The 15123-nt window shown below is 32.1% G+C and carries 16 protein-coding genes; all 16 read right to left on the bottom strand.

The window, feature by feature from the left end; translation table 11 throughout:
* The 16 genes from ACREVX_RS03430 to fliG all read right to left on the bottom strand — a co-directional run bounded on the left by ACREVX_RS03430 (nucleotide 1) and on the right by fliG (nucleotide 15120).
* Nucleotides 1-1839 carry a fused FliR family export protein/FlhB family type III secretion system protein gene (locus ACREVX_RS03430; protein WP_431542768.1) on the bottom strand — a complete coding sequence of 613 codons (1839 nt, stop codon included), beginning with the start codon at nucleotides 1837-1839 and terminating at the stop codon, nucleotides 1-3.
* A 10-nt stretch (nucleotides 1840-1849) separates the two neighbouring features.
* Complete coding sequence (gene fliQ / locus ACREVX_RS03425) at nucleotides 1850-2119, bottom strand: flagellar biosynthesis protein FliQ (protein WP_431542767.1); 270 nt, start codon at nucleotides 2117-2119, stop codon at nucleotides 1850-1852.
* A gap of 10 nt (nucleotides 2120-2129) precedes the next feature.
* The gene (gene fliP / locus ACREVX_RS03420) at nucleotides 2130-2948 is read right to left on the bottom strand and encodes a flagellar type III secretion system pore protein FliP (protein ID WP_431542903.1); all 819 of its coding nucleotides are present in this window, start codon (nucleotides 2946-2948) and stop codon (nucleotides 2130-2132) included.
* Nucleotides 2938-3315, bottom strand: coding sequence for a flagellar biosynthetic protein FliO (fliO, locus tag ACREVX_RS03415; RefSeq protein ID WP_431542766.1), 378 nt, complete (start codon nucleotides 3313-3315; stop codon nucleotides 2938-2940). Before fliO ends, fliP begins: the two co-directional genes overlap by 11 nt.
* 4 nt (nucleotides 3316-3319) lie before the next feature.
* Nucleotides 3320-3775, bottom strand: coding sequence for a flagellar basal body-associated FliL family protein (locus tag ACREVX_RS03410; protein WP_431542765.1), 456 nt, complete (start codon nucleotides 3773-3775; stop codon nucleotides 3320-3322).
* Complete coding sequence (locus ACREVX_RS03405; protein ID WP_431542764.1) at nucleotides 3772-4506, bottom strand: flagellar motor protein MotB; 735 nt, start codon at nucleotides 4504-4506, stop codon at nucleotides 3772-3774. The genes ACREVX_RS03410 and ACREVX_RS03405 overlap by 4 nt, the downstream gene beginning before the upstream one ends.
* Nucleotides 4499-5311: a motility protein A gene (locus ACREVX_RS03400; RefSeq protein ID WP_431542763.1), complete on the bottom strand. Its 813-nt coding sequence runs from the start codon at nucleotides 5309-5311 to the stop codon at nucleotides 4499-4501. Before ACREVX_RS03400 ends, ACREVX_RS03405 begins: the two co-directional genes overlap by 8 nt.
* A gap of 11 nt (nucleotides 5312-5322) precedes the next feature.
* Nucleotides 5323-5514, bottom strand: coding sequence for a flagellar FlbD family protein (locus tag ACREVX_RS03395; protein WP_431542762.1), 192 nt, complete (start codon nucleotides 5512-5514; stop codon nucleotides 5323-5325).
* A 100-nt stretch (nucleotides 5515-5614) separates the two neighbouring features.
* A complete protein-coding gene (locus ACREVX_RS03390; RefSeq protein ID WP_431542761.1) occupies nucleotides 5615-6631 on the bottom strand; it encodes a flagellar hook-basal body complex protein in 1017 nt (338 codons plus the stop codon).
* 120 nt (nucleotides 6632-6751) lie between these two features.
* Nucleotides 6752-7153: a TIGR02530 family flagellar biosynthesis protein gene (locus tag ACREVX_RS03385; RefSeq protein ID WP_431542760.1), complete on the bottom strand. Its 402-nt coding sequence runs from the start codon at nucleotides 7151-7153 to the stop codon at nucleotides 6752-6754.
* Nucleotides 7154-7189: 36 nt separating this feature from the next.
* A complete protein-coding gene (locus ACREVX_RS03380; protein WP_431542759.1) occupies nucleotides 7190-7858 on the bottom strand; it encodes a flagellar hook capping FlgD N-terminal domain-containing protein in 669 nt (222 codons plus the stop codon).
* 39 nt (nucleotides 7859-7897) lie between these two features.
* Nucleotides 7898-11533: a flagellar hook-length control protein FliK gene (locus ACREVX_RS03375; protein ID WP_431542758.1), complete on the bottom strand. Its 3636-nt coding sequence runs from the start codon at nucleotides 11531-11533 to the stop codon at nucleotides 7898-7900.
* Between the two features lie 45 nt (nucleotides 11534-11578).
* Nucleotides 11579-12022 carry a flagellar export protein FliJ gene (fliJ, locus tag ACREVX_RS03370; RefSeq protein ID WP_431542757.1) on the bottom strand — a complete coding sequence of 148 codons (444 nt, stop codon included), beginning with the start codon at nucleotides 12020-12022 and terminating at the stop codon, nucleotides 11579-11581.
* A 25-nt stretch (nucleotides 12023-12047) separates the two neighbouring features.
* Entirely contained in the window at nucleotides 12048-13355 is a 1308-nt protein-coding gene (fliI, locus tag ACREVX_RS03365) for a flagellar protein export ATPase FliI (protein WP_431542756.1), read from the bottom strand.
* A gap of 21 nt (nucleotides 13356-13376) precedes the next feature.
* A complete protein-coding gene (locus tag ACREVX_RS03360) occupies nucleotides 13377-14123 on the bottom strand; it encodes a FliH/SctL family protein (protein ID WP_431542755.1) in 747 nt (248 codons plus the stop codon).
* A complete protein-coding gene (gene fliG / locus ACREVX_RS03355; RefSeq protein WP_431542754.1) occupies nucleotides 14107-15120 on the bottom strand; it encodes a flagellar motor switch protein FliG in 1014 nt (337 codons plus the stop codon). Before fliG ends, ACREVX_RS03360 begins: the two co-directional genes overlap by 17 nt.
* Nucleotides 15121-15123: the final 3 nt, after the last annotated feature.

The raw sequence follows: 15123 nt of genomic DNA, 5'->3' as shown, positions 1-15123 counted from the left end.
TTACTTTTTTTTCTTGAGTTTATATACCACTGCTAGTATCTCTGCTACGGCTTGATACATATCCGTTGGGATTTCTGAGCCTACATCTAATTCCTTATATATTAACCTTGCTAAAGGTTTGTTTTCTATAATTGGAATATCATTCTCGCTTGCAACCTCTTTTATTTTTATAGCAACATTATCCGCGCCAATAGCCACAACTATAGGTGCGCCTTCGGTGCCTTGCTCATATTTAATAGCAATAGCTAAATGAGTAGGATTTGTAATAACTACTGTGGCATCAGGTACATCTTGCATCATTCTATTAGATGCCATCTCCCTTTGCTTTTGCCTGATTTTGGATTTAATTTGTGGATCTCCTTCTTGCTGCTTATATTCTTCTTTAATCTCTTGTACACTCATCTTTAATTCTTTATTATGTTTATAATGCTGATAAGCAAAATCAATTATAGATATTATAAGCATAATGAGGCTAATCTTAAAAAATATTTTCACTACCAAACTTCCGAATACACCTAAAATTGCTTCAACTTTAAGACTTCCATATGTCATCATATCTAAATAATTATCTTTAATAAAGCTATAAGATACATAGCCTATAGTTGAAACTATGGCTAAATTTTTAATTAGGTCAACTACAGATCTCATAGAAAAAATCTTCTTAAACCCGCTTATAGGATTTAATTTTTTTAAATCTGGTTTAAGTGGCTCTCCAGTCAATAGAAAACCAGTTTGTATTAAGCTTGCAACTATTCCCATAATCATAATGGGAATTACAATTGGTAAAATTATAAGTCCAAATTTCATTAGTGATACAAGTAGTACCGTCTTAAAAGTAAATTCAGTAAGAGAAAATGATAAATAATTGCTTAGAAAAAGGCTTAACGTATTTTTTATAGTAGAGAAAGCATACTCCCCAATAGTAATCATAAGAAGTGTTACTGTAAGAAGCGTAAATGTTGAAGATAATTCCTTCGACTTTGCCACTTGGCCTTTTTTCTTTGATTCACTTTTCTTTTTTGGAGTAGCCTCTTCAGTCTTTTCACCACTATCCGCTGAAATAAAAACAAGCATGGGTATTACCTTATAAAAAGCTTTAATTATATCAGGAATAGTATAAAAAGAATTTACTATTAGATTAAGCATTGCAGGTAAAACTAGAGAAAAGCAAGTCAGTCCTATAAGTATTTTAATTGGCATACCCAATATCATAATATTTAATGATGGTACTGTTCTTGATACAAGTCCCATGCTTAAATCAGTTATAATAATTATTGAAATAATTGGTATTGCTATTTTAAGTCCTAGTGTGAAAAACTGTATAAAAATTTTCACCATCATCATAGCAGTCCCCTGCGATAATATAAACTTTCCGATTTGGACAACGTTAAAAGAATCAATTATAGCCCTAATTAACATATGATGACCGTCCACAACAAAAAACATTACCATACTTATCCTATAAAGTAACGTTCCAAGTAAAGTAACGTTCTCATTAGATACAGGATCAAACATACTCATCATAGAAAATCCAACTTGAAAATCCATAAACTGACCAGCCATTTGTGCTGAGAAAAAACAAAACTTTGTTATGTACCCAAGAAGTAGCCCTGTGATAACTTCTGATATACAAAATATTATTAGCGTCCCATTAGTATTAATTAAATTCACATTTTCGTAATTAACCCCTGGCATAATTAAAAAAGTGAAAACAGCACAAAATCCGACCTTTACAAGTGCAGGAGCAGACTTAGGGAAAAAAATTGGAATACTCATAAAGAATGCTGATATTCTTAAGAGTACAAATATAAATCCTAAATAATAAGCTGTATCCATCAATTCTTTTCTCCTAACCTCCCATATTAGCAATAAGTTCAAATATTCTTGTTGTAAAAGAAATCATTAAGTGAAGCATCCAACTTCCCATTAATAATCCCATAAGAGCTACAGCAACTAATTTCGGAACAAATGTTAATGTTTGTTCTTGGATTTGTGTAGTAGCTTGAAATATACTTATTATTAATCCTACTAAAGTAGCCGTAACTAAAATAGGAGCTGATAATAAGATTGCAGTTGTAATAGCATCCTTTACCACAGACAAAACAATATCCTCAGTCATTTAATTCACCTCAACTAAAACTCATAATCAATGATTTTACAAGTAAATTCCAACCATCAACCATAATGAATAACAATAATTTAAATGGGAGGGAAATCATAACTGGTGGTAACATCATCATTCCCATAGCCATTAATATACTTCCCGTAACAATATCTATAATAATAAAAGGTATAAATAGCAAAAATCCCATTTCAAAAGCTCTTCTTAGTTCACTTATTAAAAACGATGGAACCACTGCATATAATGGTACTTTGTCATATGTAACTTTTGGTTTTCCATTTGTAAGTATTTCTTTGCCATTTGCGTCAACTTCATTTGTAACTGTATCTTCTAGGTTCCCAACTTCTAAAAAAAGTTTCAAGTCTTTTGCTCTAGTCTGTTTTAGCATAAAATCCCTCATGGGCTTGGACCCTTTTTCAATGGCAACCTTTTGAGTTATTTTACTATTTAAATATGGAGTTAAGGCATCATTATTAACTTTTGTAAAGGTTGGTGCCATAGTAAAAAATGTTAAAAATAATGCAAGTCCAATTATAACCTCTTTGGGTATTGCCTGTTGAACCCCTATGGCACTTTTAAATAAGGATAGCACTATAATTATTCTTACAAAACTAGTGGACATTATAATAATTGATGGCAATAGGGTAAGAACTGTAAGAAGCATTAATAGCTTTATATTATCAACATATTCTTTTGGCGTATTTGCATTATCAACCGAAATATTAATATTAGGTATTGGTAATGTATTAGCATTTACTACTTGTACCCCTACGATCCCTATTATTATCAAAACTAGTGCAAAAACAAATAAGTTTTTATTTTTCATTTTCATAATTAACTTCCTCTTTAGTTTTCTTTTTCAGAATATGTTTTTTAAATACTTCCTTAATGTCTTCATATTGAGGTAGCTCTTTAATGCTTTCAATACTAACAATTTCTTCCTTTGGCACTTCGAACAAAACACTAATTTCTTTTGAACTAGATGACATAGCATATGCTTTTTCACCAATTTTTACAACTAGTATGCTATTTTCCTTAGACAATGCAACCCTGTCTAATATTTTCATATATCTACCATTTTGTAATTTTTGTAGTTTATTCCCACCATATCTTAATGATAAATATAAAATTAATAATACAAAAGGTAAAAATATTATAATCTTAAAAATCAATATCCAAAATTGTCCATCCATTTTATCACCTACTTATTACTATAGAATTAAAGTATATATTTGAAATTTTTCCTTTTGTTAAAATTGGATTTAATCTAATTATCAAGTCTTTCTTTACAGTGACAACTCCGGTGTCGCTAAAGTCAGCACTTTTCTTTGTCCTTAGATATGAATTGACTGTGTCCCTAATAATTGGTAACTTTGTTGTAATTTCAGCAGTCAAGTCCGAGTTTTCTTCATACCCAATATAAACTGTGCTCTTAAGGTACAATAGTCCACCATCGTCTAAAAGATTCACTAAGAACTCATCTAAAGAATAAGTTGATTCAACAACTACTTTTGTTTTTGCAGATGTTGTTACTATGGACTTACCTCCTAGAAAATACATAGCTGCAAAGGCCCCACCACCAACAACAATTAATAATAATAAAACGATAATAACTTTTTTAAAGACATTGCCTTTTTTAGGTTTCTCACTCATTTTGTAATGTCCTCCTTTTGATTTGCTACAATTAAGATATTCACTCTTCTATTTAAAGCCCTGTTTGCATCACTGTTATTCGCTATAATAGGTTGGTATTCACCGTAAGCAATAGATTTAAACCTCTCAGGTTGTTTTTGAGCTTTGTCACCTACAAAATATTCAAGCACTTTTAACGCTCTTGCGGAAGATAATTGCCAATTATTTTTATATTCACTATTACTTATTGGTATATTATCTGTATGACCCTCTACTACAATATCATTAGAAAATGTTTCAATTAATGAATTTATTGTATTAAGCACTGGTTTACTCTTATCTAAAATTTCTGCTTTACCACTTTCAAATATAATATTTTCTCTAAGTTGAATAATAACTCCTCTACTATCAGTTTTTATCACTACCGTTGTTTCCATGTTTTTACTTTTTATAAAACTTTGAACCTTTTCATAAATGGCATCTGTATTATCAACAACTGCCTCAACTGGCGTCGTTTCTCCAACTAATGGGACTTCTCCACTTTTTGCATTCAAATCTAAAACGGTTTTTCCACCCTCACCGGTTAATACCGATTGCATAGATGATGCAATTTGCTTGAATTTTGCGGCATCGACCGTAGAAATCGAATATAACAATACGAAAAAGGTAAGTAAAAGTGTCATGGTATCTGAAAATGTTGCCATCCACTCATCTGTTCGTAACTCTTCTTTAGGCTTTTTCTTTCTAGACATTTTCGCTCACCTCGACCTCACTTGCTTGCTGCAAAATAAATTTAGCTCTGTCTGAAGGTGATAAGTAAGATGTCAATTTTTCTTCAACAATTCTTGGATTAACTCCAGATTGAATTGCAAGAACTCCTTCAATCATCATTTCACGACTATTTACTTCTACAGTAGATTTATAGCTTAAATTTTGCGCCATAGGACTTAATACTAAGTTAGCAAGTAGTGCACCATAAAATGTAGTTATTAATGCTTTTCCCATACCAGACGCAAGCGCTGTGGAATCAGTTAAATTAGCAAGCATTTGAATAAGTCCTATAAGCGTACCAATCATACCAAAAGCTGGTGCATACCCTGCCCAAGCTCTTAACATATTTATTCCATCACTATGACGTCTTTCCATTTCCCCAATTTCTAGCTCCATAATATCCTTTATTGTATCAGGTTCTAATCCATCAACTACCATTTGAAGTCCTTTTTTTAAAAATTGATTGTCTAGTTTTTCCATTTCATCATCAAGGGATAAAAGCCCCTCGCGTCTTGCTTTTTGTGATAGCTCTTTAAAACTCGTAATAATATCTGTTCTAGCCATTGTATTTTCTTTAAATGATTGCACAATAACATTAAGTACTCTCTTCATCTCTGAAATTGGGTAAGCTATAATTAGTGCCGCAAAAGAACCCCCTACTGTAATTGCTATTGAAGATGGATCAAAAAATATCTTTAGATTAGCTTCACCAGCTGACATACCCCATAAAATCAACGCAGCTCCTGCTACAATTCCAATACTGGTCAATAAATCTTGTTTTTTCATGCCACTTCCTCCTATAACTCCCCGATAAATATCCTATGTTTATATTTTAATACTTTCTCAATTACTTCATCTGTACTTTCCATTACTATGTATTTCTTTCCATTAATCAAGGTTATTAATGTTTCCGGCATAATTTCAATTTTTTCTATAACTTCTGCATTTAAAATAAATTCTTTTTTATTAAAACCTGTGAGTCTTATCATAGGCCCTCCTACTAATTATTATAAATTTAAATAATTTGGTAAGTCTCAAATACTAATAGTATTTGAGACTTATTACAAACTGATTTTATCTTTTAGTATACTATCTCTTTAGGCCTATTAACTCCTGTAATATTTCATCTCCTGTAGTAATTGATTTACCTGATGCCTGGAACGCTCTTTGTGCAATTATCATATCTGTAAACTGCTCAGCTAGATCAACATTTGACATTTCAAGCATTTGTGAAAGAACATCACCGTAAGCATCACTGTTATCCTCATCAGGATCAGTTCCAATTCCTGATCTTACTACTGCTTCACCAGAGTTAGATGTATTTTTAAATAAATTTCCTCCAACTTTAGATAAGCCAGCAGCATTTTTAAATGACGATGTTGCAATTTGTCCAAGAACTGACACTTTACCATCCTCTAAGACAGCTTTTATTTGACCATCTTTTTCTATAGAATATGATATAACTCTTAAAGTTTTTGTTGCATCATTAGGGTCTTCGATTTTTTCTGGTATAACAAGTGGGATTAAAGTTGTCTCTGTAGTTAGAGCTTTATTTGCATCAACAAACTTTGGAGTAGCGGCTCCTCCACTATAAGCTAAACTTATATTTGCGCCTTCTTTAACCGCATATCCTAATATTCTTAATCCATCGGAATTCAATAAGTTTCCGCTCTTATCTAAAGTTAAAGCACCATCTCTTGTATAAAACAATTCAACTCCATTTGGATCATCTACTACGTTGTCAGTTCCTAAAGTTATACCATCAGCATTAGTATCTGGTACTTTCCCTTTAGCCACCATTAAATACCCCTCACCATCTATAGCAACATCTAGTGTCCTAGAAGTTGGTTGCATCGCTCCCTGACCTACCATAGTATCTATACCTGAAACTTGCACTCCAAGACCTACTTGTTTTGGGTTAACTCCGCCTTGGCTTGTTCCAGGTGCTCCAGACTCATTAACGCTTTGACTTACCATATCTTTAAACCTAACTCTTGAGCTTTTAAAAGCTGTAGTTCCAACGTTAGCTATATTATTTCCTATTACGTCTAACTTCACCTGATTTACTTTCAATCCACTTACCCCAGAATAAAATGATCTTAACATAATGTTACCTCCACTTTTCTATTTTTTGAATTCCGATATATTAAAAATATAATTATATTTTTTTATAAATCACTTTGCTTCTATCCTTCCACAAAGTTAAGCTCCCTAAAAAGGTCCGGCTTATATCATAACTACACTATCTATATTGGTTATTATTTTTCCTTGACTTTCACTTTTGTCTAATGCAGTAATCACAGTCCTGTTTTTAATACTTGTAATCAGTGCCATGTCCTTGTATAATATCAAGGATTGTTTCACGCCTTTACCCTCAGCCATGTTTATCCCTTCGTTAATCCTCTTCATGTCATCATCGCTAAAATCAATATTTCGGCTATTAAGTCTTTGAGCTGCATGTGAAGACACGGTAAAGCACTCTTCATTTTTTATTTGCTTATCTAAAATTTTATTAAAGTTACTTTTTTCATTACCTGTTTTGTTACTTTTATTTTGTAATCCTCCTGCAGAATACTCTGTAAAGTCGACTGTTGAATATAGTTTACCATTTATCACTCTATATGACATATCATAACATCACCTTACCATATTAATTAGATATTTCTATTCCTGTACACTTGAGATATCCTCATAGCTTATATCTTTTGTCGTTTCTACGCCATCTTGATCATAAGAGATCGTTAGTTTAATTCCAGTTGTATCTTTAAAAGCACTCTTAACAGTTCCCGAGTATGTTTTACCATCCGCTAAAGTTCCTGTCTCAACTTGTTTTCCAATTATACTTATAGCTGAAGAAAATGCCATATTGCCATTTAAATATTCTAATGTATTATCTGGAACATCTATAACATCCGTTAAAGTGTCCGCTGGAAAATCCTTTGTAGTCCCGTCTGAAAGTTTTACTGCCATATATATTGCTCCTGCTTCTTGGAAAACCGCCTGAACATTCCCTCCATATTGCATTCCTGATGAGTCATAACTACTAAAAGCTACAGTCTTACCAACCAGTGAAGCTGATGTTGAAAAAGATATTGAACTATTTACATTAGTCATCTGCTCTAGTGATGCAAATTGAGCCATTTGAGCTACAAATTCTGTACCATCCTTAGCATTAGTTGGATCTTGGTTAGCAAGTTCTGCTGAGAGTATCTTTAAGAAAGAATTTTGATCCATTTCTTGACCTTTCTTTACAATTTTAGTTCCTCTATCCGTTGCCCTTGATAAACCTGCTAGTTCTGAATTAGTAAGTCCTGTTGTCACATCGGTTGCCATCTTATCACCCCTTAAATATTGATTTGTATTTGGTCATAATTAAACAAATTTATTTACCTTATTCTCTTCTACAACATAGTTGTTGGTTATCTGAGTATCTTCATCATCTAAACCCATATTCGTCGCTTTTTTATTGCTATGGTCTCCATTGCTATTTCTGCTACTAGAACCCTTACCAAAGAAAGTTGAATCCTCATAAATATTTATATCTAAGCTTTGAATTTTTATGTCCATATTTTTTAACCTATCACTGATATCTTGAATATTTTGGTTTAGCAAATTAAAAGTTTCTTTATTTTGAGCTGATATGCTAGCCTTCATAATTCCACTTTCCATAGTAAGCTTAATTGTTATTTCTCCAAGATCCTTTGGATTCATTTTTACAGTTAAATCCTTAATACTATTAATTTCCATGAATTTTATATTTTTAATTACATCTACTTCAAAGTTATTTTTATTAATGACTAAATTGTTTGGTATTTCTATTTTTGGACTTTCCGTAGTTTTTACAGTTTCAAATTGATTCATAAAATTAACTACTTTTGATATTTTATTTTCATCCTTGTTGTCACTAAGCAAATTACTAAGAAATTTTTCCTCAAACGATCTATTGCCTGAAAACTTATTCGCTTGTCTTGAATCATTTGAACTTTGCATTTGACTAATACGTGAAATTTCAGAAATTGTTTTTACAATCTTAGGACTTATTTGCATTTGCTTATTATCATTAAATGATTTTTCCTCACTTTTTACGTTAACACTTTCAAAGCTAAGAGTTCTTAATAAATTTAAATCACCCTTTACAACTTTAACCTGGGTAGTTAGTTTTTGAATCACATCAAGTATTTGAGGTTGAGCCTGGTTATTTCTTGTTAAATTTTCTATCGAAACTATTATCTCCTTAAGATTATTTTTTAAGATACTTTTTGTCTCAGGTGATAATTTTTCTACGCCAACCAAATTTTCTAGATTAATAGGATTAAGTTCATTTCCTTGATTAGGCGTTACCGGCTTTTCGTAAGTACTTTGGATCACTGCACTCAAAGATTTTAATAACTCTTGAATTTGTCCTACTTGAACTTGTGTCACTTTTTCAATAGAACCACTGTTTAGGTTCAATTCTTCTGATGGTTTATCTGTAGCTTTATCACTTACTACAAATTCTTTTTCAGGATCAACTGCATCTTGTTTTAAAACATCAACTGCTACCTCAACAAAATTTATTATCTTTTGTTTTAACTTGCTATTATCGGCAGTGTTACTCAACTCTTTTGTGGTATTGCTTTCCAATTCTGCTCTTTGATTAACTCGTTTTAATAAGTTTAAATCTCCCTTAACCTCTTGAACCTGAACCATTAGTTTTCGCACCACATCAAGTATTTCCGGCTCAGTACCCTTATTTACTTTTAATTGTTTTACTAAATCCACTATTTCACTAAGATTATTTTTTAAAATACCTTTTGTCTTAGGTTGTAGTATCTCTATTCCAACTAATTTTTCTAGGTTAATAGGATTAAGTTCATTCCCTTGATTAGGCGTTATCGGTTTTTCGTAAGTACTTTGGATCACTGCACTCAAAGATTTTAATAACTCTTGAATTTGTCCTACTTGAACTTGTGTCACTTTTTCAATAGAACCACTGTTTAGGTTCAATTCTTCTGATGGTTTATCTGTAGCTTTATCACTTACTACAAATTCTTTTTCAGGCTCTACTGCATTTTGTTTTAATGCATCAACAGCTACCTCAACAAAATTTATTATCTTTTGTTTTAACTTGCTATTATCAGTAGTGTTACCCAACTCTTTTGTGATTTTGCTTTCTAATTCGGGTCTTTGATTAACTCGTTTTAATAAGTTTAAATCGCCCTTAACCTCTTGAACCTGAACCGTTAGTTTTCGCACCACATCAAGTATTTCTGGCTCTGTACCCTTATTTCCTTTTAATTGTTTTACTAAATCCACTATTTCCTTAAGATTATTATTTAAAATATCTTTTGTCTTAGGTGGTAGTGTCGAGACTCCAACTAATTTTTCTAGGTTAATAGGATAAAGTTCATTTCCTTGATTAGGCGTTATCGGTTTTTCGTAAGTACTTTGGATCACTGCACTCAAAGATTTTAATAACTCTTGAATTTGTCCTACTTGAACTTGTGTCATTTTTTCAGCAGAAGCACTGTTTACCTCCAATTCTTCTGATGGTTTATCTGTAGCTTTACCACTTACTACAATTCTTTTTTCAGTCTCCACTGTATTTTGTTTTAACGCATCAACTGCTGCATCAACAAACTCTATTATCTTCTGTTTTAACTTGCTATTATCGGCAGTGTTACTCAAATTCTTTGTGATTTTGCTTTCTAATTCGGGTCTTTGATTAACTCGTTTTAATAAGTTTAAATCGCCCTTAACCTCTTGAACCTGAACCGTTAGTTTTCGCAGTACATCAAGTATTTCTGGCTCTGTACCCTTATTTCCTTTTAACTGTTTTACTAAATCCACTATTTGCTTAAGATTAATATTTAAAATATTTTTTGTCTCAGGTGGTAATGTCTCTATTCCAACTAATTTTTCTAAGTTAATAGGATTAAGTTCATTTTCTTGCTTGGATACCTTTGATACTTCGTAAGTACTTTGGATCATTGAACTTAGAGATTGTAATAACTCCTGAATTTGCACCACTTGAACTTGTGCCACTTTTTCAGCAGAACCACTGTTTACATTCAATTCTTCCGGTAGTTTATCTGTAGCTTTATCACTTACTACAATTTTTTTTTCAGTCTCCACTGCATCTTGTTTTAAAACATCAACAGCTACCTCAACAAAGTTTATTATCTTCTCTTTTAACTTGCTATTATCAGTAATATAATTTATCTCCTTTGTGTTTTTACTTTCCACTTTGGGTCTTTGATTAACTACCTTTAATAAGTTTAAATCTCCCTTAACCTCTTGAACCTGAACCGTTAGTTTTCGCACCACATCAAGTATTTCCGGCTCTGTACCCTTATTTACTTTTAATTGTTTTACTAAATCCACTATTTGCTTAAAATTATTATTTAAAATATTTTTTGTCTCATGTGGTAGTGTCTTTATTGCAACTAATTTTTCTAGGTTAATAGGATTAAGTTTATTTTCTTGCTTGGATACCGTTGATACTTCGTAAGTACTTTGGATCATTGCACTCAAAGATCTCAATAACTCTTGAATTTGCACCACTTGAACTTGTACCACTTTTTCAGCAGAACCACTGTTTACATTCAATTCTTCCGGTAGTTTATCTGTAGCTTTATCACTTACTACAATTTTTTTTTCAGTCTCCACTGCATCTTGTTTTAAAACATCAATAGCCACCTCAACAAAGTTTATTATCTTCTCTTTTAATTCATTGTTATCATATGAGTTATCGGAATTATCATTGGTAAAACCTTCAACTGTAGTCTCACTAGTTTCAATACTCTTATTTCCATCAATTTCTTTATCCAAGTTTTCGATCTTCGTTTTACCCAAAAGTTGTTCTTTATTAGATTGTGTAAGTCCATTACCATATGTTGAACCCTTAGATCGATATTGATGACCATCTAAAATCGTTTTAAATCCTTCTTTTGAATTTGATTTTCTTAGAAAACCGATATTTTTATAATCAGTATTACCACTTGTTATTATATTGTTATTGACGTTCACTTGTCTCACCTCCCTTCCCTTTCATTCAATAAATAACAATTTAATTTAGTATGCCTTACGATTATTTCTAATAAAAGCGAAAAGTGCAAACTCATCATTGCTTTTTTGTTCTATCATATTTTGTTCTTTTAAAAATGCAATCTTCTGCTTTTCTTTTAAAATTTCAACAGTTTTCTTCTCAACTTGACATTTTTTTAATTCTTCTCTTTTTTGCTCTAGTATCTCGCTTTTTTGTTCAAAGACCACTGTATTTTTATCAATTGCAAAACTTAAAGCATTTAAATAGTTCTGTTTGATCTTCTGATGCACGATTGATTGATGTGCATCTATATTTCTATGATTCACATACTTTTCTTGTAAATCAATTATCTCAGTTTCTACCACATCTTTTTCTCTTTGCGCCTGTCTAAATTGAATTTTACTTTTATCTTCAAAATCTTTTCTGATATCAAGAAGTTTTTGTAATCTAAACTTGTATGCACTCTCCAATAAAATTGCTCCTCCTTAAAAAACTTTATTTAAACATATTTTGTAGAACATTTAGACTTACTTCAAATTCTGTATTCTCTTCTACGCCTTGTTTTAAAAAATCCTCTATGTTGTCATTATACTTAATTGCATTATCAATTTTTTTGTTACTACCCTTTACATAGGCACCGATATTTATTAAATCTTCTGAGTCTTTATAAGTTGCCATCAAATCCCTTGCCAAAGATGCTGCTTGTTTATGTTCCGTTGAAGTTATTTCAGACATCAACCTACTAACACTATTTAAGACATCAATTGCAGGGTAATGATTTTTACCTGCTAGTGCTCTAGATAAAACTATATGTCCATCCAGTATCCCTCTAACAGCATCTGCTATTGGTTCATTAAAATCGTCACCATCTACTAGTACTGTATAAAAAGCTGTAATAGAACCCTTATCTGACATTCCGCTTCGCTCCATTAATTTAGGTAGCATTGCAAATACTGATGGAGTATAGCCCTTACTAGCTGGTGGCTCACCTATAGCTAGTCCTATTTCTCTTTGCGCCATTGCAAATCTTGTCACTGAATCCATCATTAAAATTACTTTTTTTCCTTGGTCTCTAAAATATTCTGCAATAGCAGTGGCTGTAAATGCACCTTTTAATCTTACTAGAGCTGATTTATCAGATGTTGCACATACGATAATTGATTTTTTCATTCCATCGATGCCTAAATCTTTTTCTAGAAAATCTCGGACCTCACGCCCTCTTTCTCCAATAAGTGCAATAACATTTACATCAGCTTTAGCTCCCCTTGCAAGCATTCCAAGTGTTGTACTCTTACCTACTCCGCTGCCTGCAAATATACCAATTCTTTGACCTTCACCACAAGTTAAAAACCCATCAATTGCTCTAATTCCTGTAGGTAAAACCTCTGTTATTCTGCGTCTTTTTAATGGGTCTGGAGGCGATGCATTTAGAGAATAAGTTGTATAACTTGTAATCTCATCACCATTTAATGGATTCCCAAGCCCATCAAGAACTTTTCCAAACAATTCATCAGAACATTTGACGCTTAATGGTGTTCCAGTCGGTACTACCCTACATCCAGCTGATATACCAACGAGTTCTCCAAGAGGCATTAAGATTACATCCTTATCTCGAAATCCAACAACTTCGCAGGGAATTTCTTCATTTAATTTATTATAAATATTACACACTTCACCAACAAAAGCTGTTATACCTTGAACTTCAATAGTAAGCCCTATAACATTTTTCACCACACCTTCGGTGTAAGTGTAATTAATTTCAGGGATTTTATTCATTAAATACTCAAAATTTAGAGCTATCATAATGATTTCCCCTTTCTATGTTTATATTTGTTCTTCACGCATAAGCTCTACTATTTTTTCTATGCCATATTGTATACTTAAAATGCTTTTACCAGTTTCTTTTTCAATAACGGCAGTCTCATCATCTAAAAAGTCATCCTCTATTACGAAAATATCTCCTTGAAAAGCAAGTTTTGCTTTAAAGTTTTCAACCTGGCTTTTTACCATTTCAAAATGAGAATTATTAATTTTAATAATATATAGCTTTATATTTCTTTCAGCTTTTAGAGTGTTAAAAATCATTTCATTTAGAGCATCGGCCTGTGTTACTTCTTTCTTTAATATACTTTCTGCTATATTTACAATTAAAGCTTTTATATGATTTTCTTTTTCTATTAAGTAAGCATTATATTCAGCTTTTGCTTTAGTTAATATGAAATCGGCTTTTGCTCTCACACTAGTCGCTTCTTCCATTGCTGCACCAATAGCTTCATTATAAGCATTATCGTAACCTTCCTTACTGCCTTTTTCAAGCCCTTCTTTATATGCTTTTATTTTCGTATCTTCTGCATCTACATAGGCCTTTGAAATGATTTTTCGTCCTTCGAGACGTGCATTGTCTAATATATTGCTAGCAATATTTTGATAACTTTCCATGTTAGCGATATTGCTAGCCTCATTCTCTTCGTTAGTTAAAATTACACAAGTCTCACTTAACTGGGTGTTTATTTCACTATGACCATGTGCTGTAACTCTTGAGTTTTTTATTACTTTAAAAGACAATTGCATTCTCACCACCCCTAGAGAGCACAATTTCTCCAGCTTCATCTAGTCTTCTTAAAACACCAACAATCTTCTGTTGTGCTTTTTCAACATCCACAAGTCTGACTGGTCCTAAGAATTCCATATCTTCTCTTAAAGATACAGCAGCTCTCTTAGATTGATTTTTAAATATAATATTTGTAACTTCTTCTGAGCATCCCTTTAATGCAAGCGATAAGTCCTTCGCATCTATTTCTCTTAAGAATCTTTGTATAGATACATCATCCAATGTGATAATATCTTCAAATACGAACATAGAGTTTTTAATTTGTTCTGCAAGTTCACCATCTTCTCTTTCAAGCCCTTCGGTAATGTTCTTTTCTGTGGTCCTATCTACTTGATTTAAAATATCCACTAGTGATTCAACTCCACCAATCACAGTAGTATCTGTTCTAATTACAGAGGATAATTTTCCATTTAAAACATTTTCGATTTCTTTAATAACCATAGGAGAAATATTGCTCATAGTTGCAATTCTATATGATACCTCACTTTGCAAATCTAGAGGTAGCGCTGCCATTATCTGAGCTGCTTTATCTGCCTGCATATAACACATAATAAGGGCAATTGTTTGCGGATGTTCGTTAACAATAACATTTAAAAGTTGAGTTGCATCCGCCTTCCTTAAAATAGCGAAAGGTCTATACCTCTGAGTCTCTTCCATAACCTTATCCAATATATCCTTTGCTTTTTGAGAACCAAGTGCTTTCGAAAGCAGGTTCTTAGCGTATTCAATTCCACCCTCTAAAATGAAATCCTTTGCCTTATTCATTTCCATAAATTCATCTAGAATTATTTGCTTTTGATCAGATTTAACTGAAGTTATATTTGCAATTTCATAGATTATCTTTTGAATATCTTTTTCCGGTAATTTTTTTAATATACCAGATGAAGCATCCGGCCCTAAAGTTATAAATAATATAGCTGCCTTCTGAATCCCTGTAAGTTTATCACCTTTAGCCACTAT

The sequence above is a fragment of the Clostridium sp. genome (assembly GCF_050717545.1).
Lineage (GTDB): Bacteria > Bacillota > Clostridia > Clostridiales > Clostridiaceae > Clostridium_AD.
The sequence above is the reverse complement of the archived record's forward strand: the minus strand, read 5'-3'. Positions and strand labels throughout refer to the sequence as shown.

Coding starts and splice junctions, on each gene's coding strand:
- ACREVX_RS03360 (WP_431542755.1), bottom strand. CDS start 14,123: ATGCAATTGTCTTTTAAAGTAATAAAAAACTCAAGAGTTACAGCACAT.
- ACREVX_RS03405 (WP_431542764.1), bottom strand. CDS start 4,506: ATGTCTAGAAAGAAAAAGCCTAAAGAAGAGTTACGAACAGATGAGTGG.
- ACREVX_RS03400 (WP_431542763.1), bottom strand. CDS start 5,311: ATGAAAAAACAAGATTTATTGACCAGTATTGGAATTGTAGCAGGAGCT.
- fliI (WP_431542756.1), bottom strand. CDS start 13,355: ATGATAGCTCTAAATTTTGAGTATTTAATGAATAAAATCCCTGAAATT.
- ACREVX_RS03380 (WP_431542759.1), bottom strand. CDS start 7,858: ATGGCAACCGATGTGACAACAGGACTTACTAATTCAGAACTAGCAGGT.
- ACREVX_RS03410 (WP_431542765.1), bottom strand. CDS start 3,775: ATGAGTGAGAAACCTAAAAAAGGCAATGTCTTTAAAAAAGTTATTATC.
- fliO (WP_431542766.1), bottom strand. CDS start 3,315: ATGGATGGACAATTTTGGATATTGATTTTTAAGATTATAATATTTTTA.
- ACREVX_RS03390 (WP_431542761.1), bottom strand. CDS start 6,631: ATGTTAAGATCATTTTATTCTGGGGTAAGTGGATTGAAAGTAAATCAG.
- ACREVX_RS03385 (WP_431542760.1), bottom strand. CDS start 7,153: ATGTCATATAGAGTGATAAATGGTAAACTATATTCAACAGTCGACTTT.
- fliQ (WP_431542767.1), bottom strand. CDS start 2,119: ATGACTGAGGATATTGTTTTGTCTGTGGTAAAGGATGCTATTACAACT.
- fliP (WP_431542903.1), bottom strand. CDS start 2,948: ATGAAAAATAAAAACTTATTTGTTTTTGCACTAGTTTTGATAATAATA.
- ACREVX_RS03395 (WP_431542762.1), bottom strand. CDS start 5,514: ATGATAAGACTCACAGGTTTTAATAAAAAAGAATTTATTTTAAATGCA.